Origin of the sequence: Bradyrhizobium sp. AUGA SZCCT0176, from assembly GCF_018130145.1 — a bacterium.
Taxonomy (GTDB): Bacteria; Pseudomonadota; Alphaproteobacteria; order Rhizobiales; family Xanthobacteraceae; genus Bradyrhizobium.
This window is the reverse complement of sequence record NZ_JAFCMB010000023.1, coordinates 33,404-48,497: the sequence shown is the minus strand read 5'-3', so window position 1 is coordinate 48,497 and position 15,094 is coordinate 33,404. Positions and strand designations below refer to the sequence as shown.

At 63.7% G+C, this 15,094-nt stretch carries 13 protein-coding genes; 8 read left to right on the top strand and 5 right to left on the bottom strand.

Annotated elements, in window-relative coordinates:
• Positions 1–6: 6 nt before the first annotated feature.
• Together JQ600_RS31695 and JQ600_RS31690 are read right to left on the bottom strand one after the other, a co-directional pair.
• Positions 7–609 carry a CinA family protein gene (locus JQ600_RS31695; RefSeq protein ID WP_212031415.1) on the bottom strand — a complete coding sequence of 201 codons (603 nt, stop codon included), beginning with the start codon at positions 607–609 and terminating at the stop codon, positions 7–9.
• Between the two features lies 1 nt (position 610).
• The gene (locus JQ600_RS31690; RefSeq protein WP_212389222.1) at positions 611–1,792 is read right to left on the bottom strand and encodes a bifunctional 2-C-methyl-D-erythritol 4-phosphate cytidylyltransferase/2-C-methyl-D-erythritol 2,4-cyclodiphosphate synthase; all 1,182 of its coding nucleotides are present in this window, start codon (positions 1,790–1,792) and stop codon (positions 611–613) included.
• A 286-nt stretch (positions 1,793–2,078) separates the two neighbouring features.
• On the opposite strand from JQ600_RS31690, the gene dusB reads away from it, so the two are divergent.
• The 7 genes from dusB (at position 2,079) to hflX (ending at position 11,498) form a co-directional block, all read left to right on the top strand.
• Positions 2,079–3,080 carry a tRNA dihydrouridine synthase DusB gene (gene dusB / locus JQ600_RS31685; RefSeq protein WP_212389354.1) on the top strand — a complete coding sequence of 334 codons (1,002 nt, stop codon included), beginning with the start codon at positions 2,079–2,081 and terminating at the stop codon, positions 3,078–3,080.
• On the top strand, positions 3,077–4,252 hold the full coding sequence (locus JQ600_RS31680; protein ID WP_212264669.1) for a nitrogen regulation protein NR(II): 1,176 nt from the start codon (positions 3,077–3,079) through the stop codon (positions 4,250–4,252). The genes dusB and JQ600_RS31680 overlap by 4 nt, the downstream gene beginning before the upstream one ends.
• 9 nt (positions 4,253–4,261) lie before the next feature.
• Positions 4,262–5,704: a nitrogen regulation protein NR(I) gene (gene ntrC / locus JQ600_RS31675; RefSeq protein WP_192735943.1), complete on the top strand. Its 1,443-nt coding sequence runs from the start codon at positions 4,262–4,264 to the stop codon at positions 5,702–5,704.
• Between the two features lie 146 nt (positions 5,705–5,850).
• A complete protein-coding gene (locus JQ600_RS31670) occupies positions 5,851–8,199 on the top strand; it encodes a PAS domain-containing sensor histidine kinase (protein WP_212466045.1) in 2,349 nt (782 codons plus the stop codon).
• Positions 8,200–8,216: 17 nt separating this feature from the next.
• A complete protein-coding gene (locus JQ600_RS31665; RefSeq protein WP_212264664.1) occupies positions 8,217–9,587 on the top strand; it encodes a sigma-54 dependent transcriptional regulator in 1,371 nt (456 codons plus the stop codon).
• A gap of 274 nt (positions 9,588–9,861) precedes the next feature.
• Complete coding sequence (gene hfq / locus JQ600_RS31660) at positions 9,862–10,110, top strand: RNA chaperone Hfq (RefSeq protein ID WP_006020546.1); 249 nt, start codon at positions 9,862–9,864, stop codon at positions 10,108–10,110.
• An 11-nt stretch (positions 10,111–10,121) separates the two neighbouring features.
• A complete protein-coding gene (gene hflX / locus JQ600_RS31655) occupies positions 10,122–11,498 on the top strand; it encodes a GTPase HflX (protein WP_212389220.1) in 1,377 nt (458 codons plus the stop codon).
• Here the strand turns inward: hflX and JQ600_RS31650 are convergent.
• Entirely contained in the window at positions 11,495–11,971 is a 477-nt protein-coding gene (locus JQ600_RS31650) for a hypothetical protein (protein WP_212389219.1), read from the bottom strand. The two genes, hflX and JQ600_RS31650, sit on opposite strands and share 4 nt — an antisense overlap.
• A 53-nt stretch (positions 11,972–12,024) precedes the next feature.
• Positions 12,025–12,873, bottom strand: a complete 849-nt coding sequence (gene mazG, locus JQ600_RS31645) for a nucleoside triphosphate pyrophosphohydrolase (protein ID WP_212389218.1) — start codon at positions 12,871–12,873, stop codon at positions 12,025–12,027.
• Between the two features lie 135 nt (positions 12,874–13,008).
• Here mazG and queC point away from each other — a divergent pair, with 135 nt between their 5' ends.
• Positions 13,009–13,719, top strand: coding sequence for a 7-cyano-7-deazaguanine synthase QueC (queC, locus tag JQ600_RS31640; RefSeq protein ID WP_212389217.1), 711 nt, complete (start codon positions 13,009–13,011; stop codon positions 13,717–13,719).
• A gap of 76 nt (positions 13,720–13,795) precedes the next feature.
• Here queC and JQ600_RS31635 read toward each other — a convergent pair whose 3' ends face one another.
• A complete protein-coding gene (locus JQ600_RS31635) occupies positions 13,796–15,088 on the bottom strand; it encodes a TRAP transporter large permease (protein WP_212264655.1) in 1,293 nt (430 codons plus the stop codon).
• Positions 15,089–15,094 lie beyond the last annotated feature (6 nt).

Here is a 15,094-nt window from a genome sequence, read left to right as displayed (position 1 = left end):
GGATCGCTAGGATCTCGGCGGCCGTCGTCGCTTGACGGCGCTGCCCCGGGTCGATCGCGCGACACGCGGGCGGAGCCGGCTCACGGCCTCGCGGCGCGGTTTGACGGATGCCTGCGGTCCGCGCGCCAGTTCCATCAGCATGCGCAGCGCCTCGACCACCGAGCGCTGGCGCACGCTGGTGCGGCCGATGGCGCCAAAGCGATGTTCGCGATGCAGGATGCGGCCGTCGCGCGAGGCGACCGCGAAATGCACGAGCCCAACCGGCTTGCCGGGTGTGGCACCACCGGGACCTGCAATGCCGGTGATGGAGACGGCAAGGTCGACGCCGGCCTTCTCCAGCGCGCCGACCGCCATAGCGGTGGCGGTCTCCTTGCTGACCGCGCCGAAGGTCGCCAGCGTCGTTACCTTGACGCCCAGCATCGCGCGCTTGGCATCGTTGGAATATGTGACAAAGCCGCGGTCGATGACGTCGGAGGAGCCGGGAATATCCGTGAGCGCGCCCGCGACTAGGCCGCCGGTGCAGGATTCCGCGGTCGCAATCGTCAGCTTGCGCATCCGGCACAGATCGAGCAGCGAGCGGGAGAGGGCGCGGGCGTCGCTGCCGCTCATGCTATTCGCTCCAGGGGAGACGGATGGTGGCGCTCGCGGTCGCGGCGATGCCTTCCTCGCGGCCGGTAAAGCCAAGCCGTTCGCTGGTGGTCGCCTTGACGGCGACGCGGGAGATGTCGAGCCCGGTGATCTCGGCGATGCGCGCGCGCATGACATCGCGCAGCGGGCCGATCTTGGGTCGCTCGCAGATCAAGGTGACCTCGAGATTGGCGATGCGGCCGCCGCGGGCGGTGACGCGATCGACCGCATATTTGAGGAACTTGTCGGAAGCGGCGCCTTTCCACTGCGGATCGCTGGGCGGGAAGTGCGAACCGATATCGCCGTCCGCCAGCGCGCCGAGGATGGCATCGACCATGGCGTGCAGGCCGACGTCGCCGTCGGAATGGGCGAGAAAGCCGCGGGTGTGCGGCACGCGGACGCCGCAGATCATCAGATGATCGCCGTCGCCGAAGGCGTGCACGTCGTAACCGGTGCCGGTCCTGATGTCGCCGAGCATGGCGCCGAGGCGGGCTTCCTCGCGGACGAAATCTTCAGGGGTGGTGAGCTTCATGTTCGCAGGATCGCCTTCAAAGGTCGCCACCGTCAATCCCGCCCATTCGGCAAGCGCGGCATCATCGGTGAAATCGCTGCGGCCCTCGCGCGCGGCGCGGCGATGCGCTTCGAGGATTACGTCGAAACGAAACGCCTGCGGCGTCTGGGCGATGCGCAGCCGCGCGCGGTCCGGCGTGGCTTCCACATCGCCGGCCTCACCGACCTGTTTGATCGTATCGGTGACGGCGATCGCCGGCACGGCGGCGCCGGTGCGGCCGGCGGCGTCGATCGCGCGCGAAATCACCGCCGGCGTCACGAATGGCCGCGCCGCGTCATGGATCAGAACGATGTCGGGCTTCTCGCTGGCCAGCGCCTCGAGCCCGGCATGCACCGACGCCTGGCGCGTCGCGCCGCCGTTGGTGGGGGGGTGATGGCGCAAACCGGCGACGGCCTCATTGAAGACCGCTGCGTCGTCGGGATTCACAACCGGTTGCACGGCGAAGACGTCGGGGTGGCGGCAGAACGCTTCCATCGCGCGGAAGATCACGGTCTGCCCGCCGATCGTACGGTATTGTTTGGGCCCTCCCGCGCCGGCGCGAAGTCCGCGCCCGGCTGCGACGAGGATGGCTGCTGTACGCTCAGGTTTCGACATTTGACTCAATTACGGACGGATCGGGTTGAGGAGAGGGGATCGGGCCCCTGCGGCGCACAGCCCTTACCATGCCGAATGCGTAAAAACAGAGCGTTTCCCAATAGCTGTGGGAAAAGCAGTTTTTGTTGCAGTGCACTTGCACAAATGATAGAACTGTCTAAAGTGTAGGCATGAAGCTTGACTGCACAAGATTTGTGCTCACAATATGCGCCGACAGTAGCAATGCCGCTGCTGCCAGACCAATGAGAACACCGTGACCGGCCTGGACGACCCACGCCCTAAGACGTTGAAGATAGGCGATATTTCGGTCGCCAACCGAGTTCTCCTGGCGCCGATGTCCGGCGTTACCGACGCCCCCTTTCGACGCCTTGCCGCCGCCCTTGGGGCGGGACTCGTCGTGTCAGAGATGACCGCCAGCGACGATCTCGTGCATGGCCGGCCGATGTCGGTGTTGCGCTGCGAGGCGACCGGGATCGGCCCGCACGTGGTTCAGCTTGCAGGCTGTCAAACCCACTGGATGGCGGAAGGGGCCAGGATTGCCGAGGCGGCCGGCGCCGACATCATCGATATCAATATGGGTTGCCCGGCGCGTCACGTGACCGGCGGCCAGTCCGGCTCGGCGCTGATGCGCGATCTCGACCATGCGCTCAAACTGATCGAGGCGACGATCGCTGCCGTCAAGGTTCCGGTGACGCTGAAGATGCGGCTCGGCTGGGACCACGGCTCGCTCAACGCCCCCGAACTCGCGCGCCGCGCGGAAACTGCCGGCGTGCAGATGATCACGGTGCACGGCCGCACGCGCTGCCAGTTCTACAAGGGCGAGGCGGACTGGAGCGCGGTGCGCGCGGTCAAGGACGCGGTCTCGGTTCCGCTCGTCGTCAATGGCGACATCACGTCGTTCGAGAAGGCGGTGAGCGCGCTCGAAATGTCTGACGCCGATGCCGTGATGATCGGGCGCGGTGCGCAGGGACAGCCCTGGCTGCCCGGCCAGATCGGACGCCAGCTGCAAACCGGAAAGCCCGAAGCCGCGCCCTCGCTGGCCGAACAGCTCGCCCACATCCGCGCGCTCTATGACGAAGTCTGCCGTCTCTACGGTTTGCGTATCGGCCTCAAGCACGCGCGCAAGCATCTCGGCTGGGCGCTCGAGATCGCTGCCGAATGCAGCCGCGCGCCGGCGGAGAAACTCAAGAGCTGGCGGCAAGAGATACTGACGTCGGAGGATCCGCACCGGGTACATCGATCGCTCGAGGACGCCTACGACGATTTTGCATGGAGTGCTGCAGCATGAATTCGGCCGCAGAACAACGCCGGCGACTGCCGTCCGAAAGCGATGCGATCCTCAATGCGCTGCCGAATCCGGTGCTGCTGATCGCGCCCGACGGGCGCATCGTCGACGCCAACATCGCCGCGGAATCCTTTTTCGAGATTTCGACCCAGTTCCTGCAACGACAGTCGCTGAAGGAACTGGTGCCATTCGGAAGTCCGCTGCTGGCGCTGATCGATCAGGTGCGATCGAGCGGCTCGCCGGTCAACGAATACAAGGTCGATCTCGGTACGCCCAGGATCGGCGGCGACCGCCAGGTCGATCTTCACGTCGCGCCGCTGACGGAGCGGCCGGGCCACATCGTCGTGATGCTGCAGGAGCGCACGATCGCGGACAAGATGGACCGGCAATTGACGCATCGGAGCGCGGCGCGTTCGGTGATCGCGCTGGCGGCGATGCTGGCGCATGAAATCAAGAACCCGTTGTCCGGCATTCGCGGAGCGGCACAATTGCTCGAGCAGGCGGCCTCATCCGAGGACCGTATGCTGACGCGGCTGATCTGCGACGAGGCCGACCGCATCGTCACGCTGGTCGACCGTATGGAAGTGTTCGGCGACGACCGGCCGGTGGCGCGCGGTCCGGTCAACATTCATTCCGTGCTCGACCACGTCAAACGGCTGGCGCAATCGGGCTTTGCCCGCAACGTCCGCTTCGTCGAGGAATACGATCCGTCGCTGCCGCCGGTGCTGGCCAATCAGGACCAGCTCATTCAGGTCTTCCTCAATCTGGTGAAGAACGCCGCCGAAGCGGTCGCCGATCTCGGCAGCGACGCCGAAATCCAGCTCACCACCGCGTTCCGCCCGGGGGTCCGCCTGTCGGTACCGGGCAAGAAGTCGCGGGTATCGCTGCCGCTTGAATTCTGCGTCAAGGACAACGGCTCCGGCGTGCCGGAAGACCTGTTGCCGAACCTGTTCGATCCGTTCGTGACCACCAAGCAAACTGGCAGCGGGCTCGGTCTCGCGCTCGTCGCAAAAATCGTCGGCGATCACGGCGGTATCATCGAATGCGAATCCCAGCCGCGGAAGACGACGTTCCGCGTGCTGCTGCCGATGTTCAGCTCCACCAAACAATTCGACCAAAGCAATCGCGATGACGTTTCGGGTACGCCATCGCCTGCCTCACAGGCCGCAAGATGAGGAATAATGATGCCCGCAGGTAGTATACTTGTCGCTGATGACGACACCGCCATCCGCACAGTTCTAAACCAGGCTCTCTCGCGCGCCGGATACGAGGTGCGCCTGACCGGAAACGCGGCGACGCTGTGGCGATGGGTGAGCCAGGGCGAGGGCGACCTCGTCATCACCGACGTCGTGATGCCCGACGAGAATGCGTTCGACCTGCTGCCGCGGATCAAGAAGATGCGGCCGAACCTTCCCGTCATCGTCATGAGCGCGCAGAACACCTTCATGACGGCGATCCGGGCCTCGGAGCGTGGCGCCTATGAATATCTGCCGAAGCCGTTCGACCTGAAGGAGCTGATCACCATCGTCGGGCGCGCCTTGGCTGAGCCGAAGGAGCGCGTGGCGAGTTCTGCCGACGAAGGCGAATTCGACTCTATCCCGCTGGTCGGCCGCTCGCCGGCAATGCAGGAAATCTACCGCGTGCTGGCGCGTCTGATGCAGACCGACCTCACGGTGATGATCTCCGGTGAATCCGGCACCGGCAAGGAGTTGGTCGCTCGCGCGCTGCATGACTACGGCAAGCGGCGCAACGGCCCCTTCGTGGCGGTCAACATGGCGGCAATCCCGCGCGATCTGATCGAGTCCGAACTGTTCGGCCATGAACGCGGCGCGTTCACCGGCGCCAATACGCGGGCTTCCGGCCGGTTCGAACAGGCCGAGGGCGGTACGCTGTTTCTCGACGAAATCGGCGACATGCCGATGGAAGCGCAAACCAGGTTGCTGCGGGTACTGCAGCAGGGCGAATACACCACGGTGGGCGGGCGCACCCCGATCAAGACCGACGTGCGGATCGTGGCGGCGAGCAACAAAGACCTGCGCATCCTGATTCAGCAGGGCCTGTTCCGGGAGGACCTGTTCTTCCGTCTCAACGTGGTGCCGCTCCGGCTGCCGCCGCTGCGCGAGCGCATCGAGGATCTGCCCGACCTGATCCGGCATTTCTTCTCGCTCGCCGAGAAAGACGGGCTGCCGCCCAAGAAGCTGGATACGCTGGCGCTGGAGCGGCTCAAGCAGCACCGCTGGCCCGGCAACGTGCGCGAGCTTGAAAATCTCGCACGCCGGCTCGCAGCGCTCTATCCGCAGGACGTCATCACGGGCTCAGTGATCGACGGCGAGTTGGCGCCGCCGGCCGTGGCGTCGGGTGGCAATGCGCCGCTCGGTGTCGAGAATCTCGGCGGCGCGGTCGAGGCCTACCTGTCATCGCACTTCTCGGGCTTCCCGAACGGCGTCCCGCCGCCGGGCCTCTACCATCGCATCCTCAAGGAAATCGAGGTGCCGCTGCTCACGGCGGCGCTCGCGGCGACACGGGGCAACCAAATCCGCGCCGCCGATTTGCTCGGCCTCAACCGCAATACGCTGCGGAAGAAGATCAGGGATCTGGATATTCAGGTCTACCGCAGCGGGGGCTAGCTGGTTAGATCTCGTCGAAATCCTGGTATCGAACGCTTTCGCGGCGGGGTGCGCCGCGGAATTGTCGCAATTTGGCAACATTGTGATATGAATGCATCAGTCCGCGGCAGGCGGACACAAAGCCTTTCAGCTCACCGATTGCCGGAATGACCACCGCAGAGACCTCGGCGCCTACGTTTGACCCGTCGCTTGCCCAATCCACAGGAGGAATCCTGCGGAAATGGGTGGCGCCGTTTGCCGTCGGGATCGCGCTGCTGTCGGCGTTCCTGACCTTTGTCGTGCTCAGCGGCCTGACGCCGATCGAACCTTCGCGCAACGTCGTCTACTCCTTCCTGTTGATCAATGCCGCGACCATCCTGCTGCTGGTTGCCATCATCATCCGCGAAGTCTGGCTGGTGGTGCAGGCGCGGCGCCGTGGCAAGGCGGCGGCAAGGCTGCACGTCCAGATCGTGGGTCTTTTCTCGGTGATTGCCGTGCTGCCGGCGGTGCTGGTGGCGATCGTGGCCAACATCACCATCGATCGCGGCCTCGACCGGCTATTCTCGGGCCCGACGCGGGAGGTGATCCAGAATTCGCTGATCATCGCGCGGGCCTACACGTACGAGCACGCGCAGCTCATCAATGGCGACATCCTGGGCATGGCCAATGATATCGCCAACGCGTGGCCGTTGTTCGTCCAGGACCGGCGTACGTTTCTGGAATTGCTGACGGCGAGTGCCTCCAAGCGCAACTTGCCGGGCACGATGCTGCTCGACAAGGAAGGCAACGTCGTGGTGTCTGCGCAAACCGGCATCAGGCAAGCCTTTGCGACGCCGCCAAAGGAATTGCTCGACAATGTCGGCGAGGACAAACCCGAGATTTCGGTTTTCCCGGAGGAGAATTACGTCGCAGCGGTGGTCCGCCTGCGGGCCTTCGACGATACCTTTCTCTACGTCGCGCGCCTGCTCGATGCACGGGTGGTTGGCCAGTTGCGGCAGACCCAGGCCAGCGTCGCCGAATATGCCCAGATCGAAGCACGCCGGCTCGGCATTCAGGTCGCTTTCGCGCTGATGTTCGCAGTGATCGCGCTTACGATCCTGATGGCGTCAGTGCTGATCGGGTTGAACTTTGCCAACTGGCTGGTGGCGCCGATCCGTAATTTGATGAGCGCCGCCAACATCGTCTCCACCGGCGATCTGCATGTCCAGGTACCCGTCCATAAATCGGAAGGCGATCTGGCCCAATTGGGCGAGACCTTCAACAAGATGACCCAGGAACTGCGCACCCAGCGCGACGAACTGGTCAGCGCCAGCGACCTGATCGACAGCCGCCGCCGTTTCATCGAAGCGGTGCTGTCCTCGGCCAGCGCGGGCATCATCGGCGTCGATGCCTCCGGCAGCGTCGGTATCCTGAACCGTTCGGCGGAAAAACTCATCGGTCATGTGGAATCAGAAACGCTCGATCATCCGCTGTCGGACGTGCTGCCCGAACTCGACGACATGATGAAAACCGCGCGCGAGGGTACGCAGAAGCTGGTGCAGGGCCAGATCACCATCACCCGCGACGGCCATGAGAGTAATCTGTCGGTCCGCGTCAGCGCCGAACAGACCGGGCAATCGCGCGACAGTTACATCATCACGCTCGATGACATCACGGATCTGGTTTCCGCGCAGCGCACCTCGGCCTGGGGCGACGTGGCGCGCCGCATCGCCCACGAAATCAAGAATCCGCTGACGCCGATCCAGCTTTCGGCCGAACGTATCCGACGCAAGTTCGGCAAGGTCATTATCGAGGACAAGGGCATCTTCGAGCAATGCACCGACACCATCGTGCGCCAGGTCGACGACATCAGGCGGATGGTCGACGAGTTCTCCCGCTTTGCGCGGATGCCGAAGCCGGTAATGGAAGGCGAGGACGTCGCCGATACCGTACGGCAGGCGGTATTCCTGATGAAGGTCGGGCATCCCGACCTCGATATCGAGACCGAAATCAAGCAAGACCCGATCCGGGCGCAGTTCGACCGCCGGCTGATTTCGCAGGCTTTGACCAACATCATCAAGAACGCGACCGAAGCAATCGAGCAGGTTCCGCCGGACGAGCTTGGCAAGGGTCGTATCGATGTCGTCGCCGCGCAAGAGAACGACGACATCGTGATCGACGTGATAGACAACGGTATCGGCCTGCCGAAGACCGCGCGTTCGCGCCTGCTAGAGCCTTACGTGACGACGCGGCAGAAGGGCACCGGCCTTGGGCTCGCGATCGTCGGGCGGGTGCTGGAGGACCATGGCGGCCGCATCGAGCTCAAGGATGCGTCTGACTTTCGGCCGGGGCAGCGCGGGGCCTGGATGCGGCTCCGCTTTGCCGTCTCCGGCCAGGCGCCGAAGGCCGAATCGAAAGAACCGGCCGCGGCCGTAAAAGGGCAGGGCGACGAAACAAAAGCGCCGGCTTCCGAAACCAATGAGGCGGCAAACGCGACTAATGATGAACCGAAAATCAAAGCCGCAACAGGCAACTGACAAGACAGGTGTAACCCATGGCCAGTGACATTCTGATTGTCGACGACGAAGCAGATATCCGGGACCTTGTTGCGGGCATTCTGGACGATGAGGGTTTCAGCACCCGGACCGCGCGTGACAGCGATTCGGCGCTTGCCGAGATCGCCAACCGCCGCCCCCACCTGGTGTTTCTCGACATCTGGCTGCAGGGCTCCAAGCTCGACGGCCTGCAATTGCTCGAGCAAATCAAGAAGGATCACGCCGACGTGCCGGTGGTGATGATCTCCGGCCACGGCAACATCGAGACCGCGGTCGCCGCCATCAAGCGCGGCGCCTATGACTTCATCGAAAAGCCCTTCAAATCGGACCGCCTGATCCTGGTGGCGACGCGGGCGCTGGAAACCTCGCGCCTCAAGCGCGAGGTAAAAGAACTCAAGCAACTGGCTCCGGCTGCTAGCGTTCTGACCGGGCGCTCGGCCTGCATGAACCAGCTGCGCCAGACCGTCGACCGGGCCGCCAAGGCCAACAGCCGCATCCTGATCGTCGGCCCTCCTGGTTCAGGCAAGGAGCTGGCGGCGCGGACACTGCATCACGCCTCGAGCCGCGCCGAAGGGCCGTTCGTCGTCATCAACGCAGCGGCGATCACGCCGGAGCGGATGGAAGTCGAAATGTTCGGGGTTGAGCAGACCAATGGCGAACAGGCGCGCAAGGCTGGCGCGCTCGAAGAGGCTCATGGCGGCACGCTGTTCATCGACGAAATCGCCGACATGCCGCGCGAAACCCAGAACAAGATCCTGCGCGTGCTGGTCGATCAGACCTTCCAGCGTTCGGGCGGCACCGCCAAGGTCCATGTCGACGTCCGCATCGTCTCCTCGACCGCGCGCAATCTGGAAGAGGAGATCGCCGAAGGGCGATTCCGCGAGGACCTTTATCACCGGCTATCGGTGGTGCCGATCCGGGTGCCCCCGCTGTCGGAACGCCGCGAAGATATTCCCGAACTGATCGACTACTTCATGGATCAGATTTCGATCGCGACCGGCTTGCCGAAACGCCAGATTGGCCAGGATGCGATGGCGGTATTGCAGTCGCATGTCTGGCCCGGCAACGTCCGCCAGCTCCGCAACAACGTCGAGCGGGTGATGATTCTGGCCGGCGGCGGGCCGGAAGCGATCGTCACTGCCGACATGCTGCCGCAGGACGTCGGCTCGATGGTGCCGGCCATGCCGACCAGCAACAATGGCGAGCACATCATGGGCTTGCCGCTGCGCGAAGCGCGCGAAGTGTTCGAGCGCGATTATCTGATTGCCCAGATCAGCCGGTTCTCGGGCAACATCTCTCGCACAGCGGAATTCGTCGGCATGGAGCGCTCGGCCCTGCATCGCAAGCTCAAAGCGCTCGGGGTTGGTTGAAGTTTATGCCGATCGGCATCCGGCCGGCGGCCGCGCCGATCCATGCACTTGCTTGAGAATATTCGTCTCTTTCCGGAGTTTTACGGAGAATGGTCACTGGGTTCCGCGGGGGTGACGCGCGAACTGGCTTGCCTAAAAAGCGCGCCTGCCTTCTAATCATTCCGCCGAGCCGACCAGAGGGGGATCTCAGGGGAAGCCGGCGACCGGGGCAGGCTCCGTGAGAGAGCAACAACCGGTTAAATAAAAAGAAGCACAAGACGGCGGGACAAAAACAATGGCGGCAGACCGCGCACAAAACCTACAAGACACCTTCCTAAATCACGTTCGCAAAACCAAAACGCCACTAACGATCTTTCTGGTCAACGGAGTAAAGCTGCAGGGGATTGTCACCTGGTTCGACAATTTCTGCCTGCTGCTTCGGCGCGACGGTCACTCGCAGCTTGTATACAAGCACGCGATCTCGACCATCATGCCGGGCGCTCCGATCCAGTTGTTCGAAGGCGGTGAGGATGCTCCGGCTTGAGAGTGACCTGATTGGAACCCCTCAATCGTGAAGGGGGCGCCGACCGTCCGCGGTCGGCGGGGGGCAGACAGACCGGGCGGGTGATCGTCATCGGTCCTTATTTGCGTATGCGCCGCGGCGATGCCGATGCGCAGGCGAACGAGGCTGTGCGCGATTCCGAGGCGCGGCTGGAGGAGGCCGCAGGTCTGGCGCGCGCCATCGACCTGGCGGTCGCCGATTCCCTGATCGCTCCGATCAGCCAGATCAGGCCCGCGACCTATCTCGGCAAGGGCAAGGTCGAGGAGATCCTCGGCCTCATCAAAGGCCATGACATCGAACTCGTGGTGATGGACTGCGCGTTGTCGCCGATCCAGCAGCGCAATCTCGAGAAGGCCTGGGACACCAAGGTGCTCGACCGTACCGGATTGATTCTGGAAATCTTCGGCCGTCGCGCCAAGACCAAGGAAGGCTCGCTGCAGGTCGAGCTTGCGCATCTGAATTATCAGCGCAGCCGGCTGGTGCGATCATGGACCCATCTGGAGCGCCAGCGCGGCGGCTTCGGATTCATGGGCGGCCCCGGCGAGACCCAGATCGAGGCCGACCGCCGCCTGATCGGCGACCGCATCACGCGCCTTGAGAACGAAATCAAGAAGGTGCAGGCGACGCGACGACTGCATCGTGCCGGCCGGCAGCGGGTGCCGTATCGCGTCGTCGCACTGGTCGGCTACACCAACGCCGGCAAATCGACGCTGTTCAACCGCCTGACGCGTGCCGACGTGCAGGCCGCCGACATGCTCTTTGCTACGTTGGATCCTACATTGCGCGCGCTGACTCTGCCGCATGGCGGCAAGGCGATGCTGTCGGACACCGTGGGATTCATCTCCAACCTGCCGACGCAACTGGTTGCGGCGTTTCGCGCGACGCTGGAAGAGGTGCTCGAAGCGGATATCATCCTGCACGTCCGCGACATCTCGCATGAGGACGCGGAAGCTCAGGAGCGCGACGTCGACGCCGTGCTGCGCCAACTGGGGATCGATCCGGAAGCTGGCGCGCGCATCCTCGAAGTCTGGAACAAGATCGATCGCTTCGATTCCGAAGAGCGCGACAATCTGCGCAACATCGCCGCGCGCCGACCGCCGGAGCGGCCGTGCTTTCTGGTTTCCGCCGAGACCGGCGAGGGGATCGAAGCTCTGCTAACCGCGATCGAGGATCGGCTCGCCGCCTTCCGCATGACGCTCGATCTTTCGATCGACGCCTCCGATGGAGCCGGCATCAGCTGGCTGCATCGTAACGCCGAAGTGCTCACCAAGGAGCTTCACGGCGAGCGGTTCGACATGACGGTGCGGGTAGACGAGACCAAGCGCGATATCGTGGTGTCTCGGTTCGGGGCCGTGCCCCACGCGGCCTAGGCCGCGAGGGCAACAAGCGACAGGGCGAACGCTGCCAGGCAGATCAGCACACGCGCCCGATGCCAGCCGGCCCAGCGCGCCAGTACGGCCGGCAAATCCTCAGGCGACACCGCGTGCCGTGCAAAGGCATCGTTCGCCGACCTGAAATAAACCAAATAGATCGCGACCAGACTCCACGCCAGAACGGCTGCGGTGATCGCCGCGGTGGTGCGCGGCCCAAACCCCTCGGATTGCAGCACGATCTGTATCGCAGCCAGCACAGCGGCCATTGGCGCAGCCGTTGTCAGCGGCGCAAAGAAGCGGTACAGGCGCGGCCCATAGCTTGGATGTAGCGCGTAGAACGTGTCCGCAGACAGCGTGCGCCAGTAAGGCAGCAGCAGCCGGTCTTCGGCCAGCAATGCACCAGCGAGAAGGCCAAGGCTGGCGGCCGCCACGAAAGGAAGCAGTTGGCTCACCAAACCGGTCAAAGGCATGGCCCCTCAATTGAGACAATATCGCGGGACGGTATCGGCCAGCTGATGCAGGTTCAAGCCTTCGCTACCGTTGTCGGCTCCGCCGGCCGCTCCTCGCCCTTGGCCTCATTCCACAATGCGTCCATCTCGGCGAGCGAGGCGTTATCGAGCGAGCGGCCCTTGGCCGTCAACGCGCGCTCGATGTAGGCAAAGCGGCGCTCGAATTTCGCGTTGGTGCCGCGCAGCGCGGCTTCGGGATCGGCGCCGACCTGCCGCGCCAGATTGACCAGGGCGAACAGGAGGTCGCCGGTTTCGCTTGCGAGCTCCTCGGTATCGCCCTTGTCGAGCGCGGCCTCGATCTCGTCGGCCTCTTCGCGGATTTTATGCAGCACGGCCCGAGGATCGTTCCAGTCGAAGCCGACGGTCGAGGCCTTGCGCTGCAATTCCATCGCGCGCGTCAGCGCGGGCTGACCGGCCTTGACGCTCGATAGCAACGATTTGGGTCCGGCCGGCTCCGGCGGCCGGCGCGCGGCACGTTCGGCCTTCTCCTCGGCCTTGATGCGCTCCCAGGCGCTCTTGACGCCGGCCGGCTGGATGTTGCCGTCCTTGTCGGCGAAGACGTGCGGGTGCCGCCGGATCATCTTTTTCGTGATCGCCTCGACGACGTCGCCAAAAGCAAAGGCGTTCTGTTCTTCGGCCATACGCGCATGATAGACGACCTGCAGCAGGAGATCGCCGAGTTCCTCGCGGAGATCATCGAGATCGCCGCGGGTGATGGCGTCGACGACCTCATGGGCCTCTTCGATGGTGTAGGGCGCAATCGTCGCAAAATTCTGTTCGAGATCCCACGGGCAACCGGTGACCGGCGTGCGCAGCGCCGCCATGATTTCGAGCAGCCGGGAAATATCGCGGGAAGGGGTCATGGGTTTACCGACGCCGGGGAGAGGACAGACATTGGCTTTATGCCGCAAGCGGCGAACCGATCCCAGCGGAACGCGCCGAAACCGGATTGATTTCCACCGATTGGCCTGCGCGCCCGGGAATGGTAATGGGGCCCCATGATCGATCCGTTCCAATCCGAAACCGCGCTGGTGCTGTTTTCCGGCGGACAGGATTCCACCACCTGCCTGGCCTGGGCCCTGCAGCGCTTCGCGCGCGTGGAAATGCTGGGATTCAGCTACGGCCAGCGCCACGCAATTGAGCTTGGGTGCCGGGATCGTCTGCTATCGGGCATCAAATCATTGCAGCCGGATTGGGCCGCGAGGCTCGGGGAGAGCCATACGCTGGAGATTCCGACGCTGGCGGAGATTTCCGACACCGCGTTGACGCGCGATGTCGCCATCGCGATGGGCGAGGACGGGCTGCCCAATACGTTCGTGCCCGGCCGCAATCTGGTGTTTTTGACGTTTGCCGCGGCGCTGGCGTACCGGCGCGGCATCCGCCACATCATCGGCGGCATGTGCGAGACGGATTATTCCGGCTATCCGGATTGCCGTGACGAGACCATCAAGGCGCTGCAATCCGCGCTCAATCTTGGCATGGCCAGACAATTCGAACTGCACACACCGCTGATGTGGCTGGACAAGGCCTCGACTTGGAAGCTTGCACATGATCTCGGCGGGGCAGGGCTGGTCGACCTGATCCGCGAACATTCCCACACCTGTTATCTCGGCGAGCGGGGCGACCAGCACGATTGGGGCTATGGCTGCGGCGAATGCCCGGCCTGCGCCTTACGCGCCAAGGGCTGGCGCGAATATGCGGCTACCTAGTTATTTGTCTTGACGCATTTTCTTAACGCGAACCGGTGTCCACCCCGGATCAAGCTTTCGCTCGAAAACGCTTTAGCTAGTGAAATCCGAACGAGTGCGGCAACCACAGCGACACGGCGGGGATGTAGGTCACGATCATCAGCACCGCGAACATAACGTAGTAGAACGGCCAGATTTCGCGCATGATGTCGTCCACGGACACCTTGCCGATCGCGCAACCGACGAACAACGTTGTACCCACCGGCGGCGTCAACAGGCCGATGCCCAGATTGAGCAGCATGACGATGCCGAAATGCACGGGATCGATGCCGAAGCTCTTGACCACCGGCAGCAGGATCGGCGTGCAGATCAGCAACAGCGGCGCGAGATCGAGCGCCGTGCCCAGCACCAGCAGCATGATGTTGAGCCACATCAGCAGCACGTATTTGTTGGCTGAAATGGCGACGAAGAATTCCGTCATCTTGGCGGGCATCTGCATCACGGCGGCGATGTAGCCGAAGCAGGATGCGGTGGCGACCAGCGTCAGCACCATGGCCACGGTCTGCAGCGTCCGGTAGGCCAGCTGCGGCAGTTCCGACCATTTGTAGTCGCGGTAGATGAACATGGTGACGAAGAAAGCCCAGACGCAGGCCACGGCGCCGGCCTCGATCGGCGTAAAGACGCCCGTGAGGATGCCGCCGAGCACGATCACAAGCGTCACGATGCCCCAGAGGGCTTCGACCAGCATTTTGGCGGCCTGTCGGATCGGCACCGGCTCGCCCTTCGGATGCTTGTCGCGATAGGCGTAGAACAAGCACAACAGCATCAGCGAAAAGCCCAGCAGCAAGCCGGGCAGGATTCCCGCCAGGAACAGGCTCGTGATCGAGACGACCCCGCCGGTCGCCAGCGAATAGATCACGGCGTTGTGGCTCGGCGGCACGACGATGGCCTGCAGCGAGGCGCTGATGGTGACGTTCGTTGCGAAGACGCGCGGGTAGCCCTTTTTGGCCATCTGCGGGATCATGACCGAGCCGATCGCGGACGTATCGGCGACGGAAGAACCGGAGATGCCGCTCATGATCGTCGTTGCAAGAATGTTGACTTGGGACAGTCCGCCGCGAATGCGCGTGAAGCCGACGATGACGGCGGCAAAGTCTACCAACCGTCGCGCCATGCCGCCCTCGGCCATGATCGCGCCGGCCAGGACAAAAAACGGAATGGTCAGCATCGACACCTTGCCGACACCGCTAGACAGTTGCTGCATGATCGCGGCGACCGGAAGGTCGATCCACAGCGCGCCGACCAGCGCGGACAGCGCCATGGCATAGGCGATCGGCATGCCGATGGCGAAGAACACACACATGCTGAGAAGGAGAACTGCGATATCCATCGGACG

Excerpts from the sequence above, each read along its gene's own strand:
- JQ600_RS31690 (WP_212389222.1), bottom strand. The coding sequence starts at position 1,792 with ATGTCGAAACCTGAGCGTACAGCAGCCATCCTCGTCGCAGCCGGGCGC.
- JQ600_RS31650 (WP_212389219.1), bottom strand. The coding sequence starts at position 11,971 with ATGCCTTTGACCGGTTTGGTGAGCCAACTGCTTCCTTTCGTGGCGGCC.
- ntrC (WP_192735943.1), top strand. The coding sequence starts at position 4,262 with ATGCCCGCAGGTAGTATACTTGTCGCTGATGACGACACCGCCATCCGC.
- JQ600_RS31670 (WP_212466045.1), top strand. The coding sequence starts at position 5,851 with ATGACCACCGCAGAGACCTCGGCGCCTACGTTTGACCCGTCGCTTGCC.
- JQ600_RS31695 (WP_212031415.1), bottom strand. The coding sequence starts at position 609 with ATGAGCGGCAGCGACGCCCGCGCCCTCTCCCGCTCGCTGCTCGATCTG.
- queC (WP_212389217.1), top strand. The coding sequence starts at position 13,009 with ATGATCGATCCGTTCCAATCCGAAACCGCGCTGGTGCTGTTTTCCGGC.
- hfq (WP_006020546.1), top strand. The coding sequence starts at position 9,862 with ATGGCGGCAGACCGCGCACAAAACCTACAAGACACCTTCCTAAATCAC.
- JQ600_RS31635 (WP_212264655.1), bottom strand. The coding sequence starts at position 15,088 with ATGGATATCGCAGTTCTCCTTCTCAGCATGTGTGTGTTCTTCGCCATC.
- mazG (WP_212389218.1), bottom strand. The coding sequence starts at position 12,873 with ATGACCCCTTCCCGCGATATTTCCCGGCTGCTCGAAATCATGGCGGCG.
- JQ600_RS31665 (WP_212264664.1), top strand. The coding sequence starts at position 8,217 with ATGGCCAGTGACATTCTGATTGTCGACGACGAAGCAGATATCCGGGAC.
- JQ600_RS31680 (WP_212264669.1), top strand. The coding sequence starts at position 3,077 with ATGAATTCGGCCGCAGAACAACGCCGGCGACTGCCGTCCGAAAGCGAT.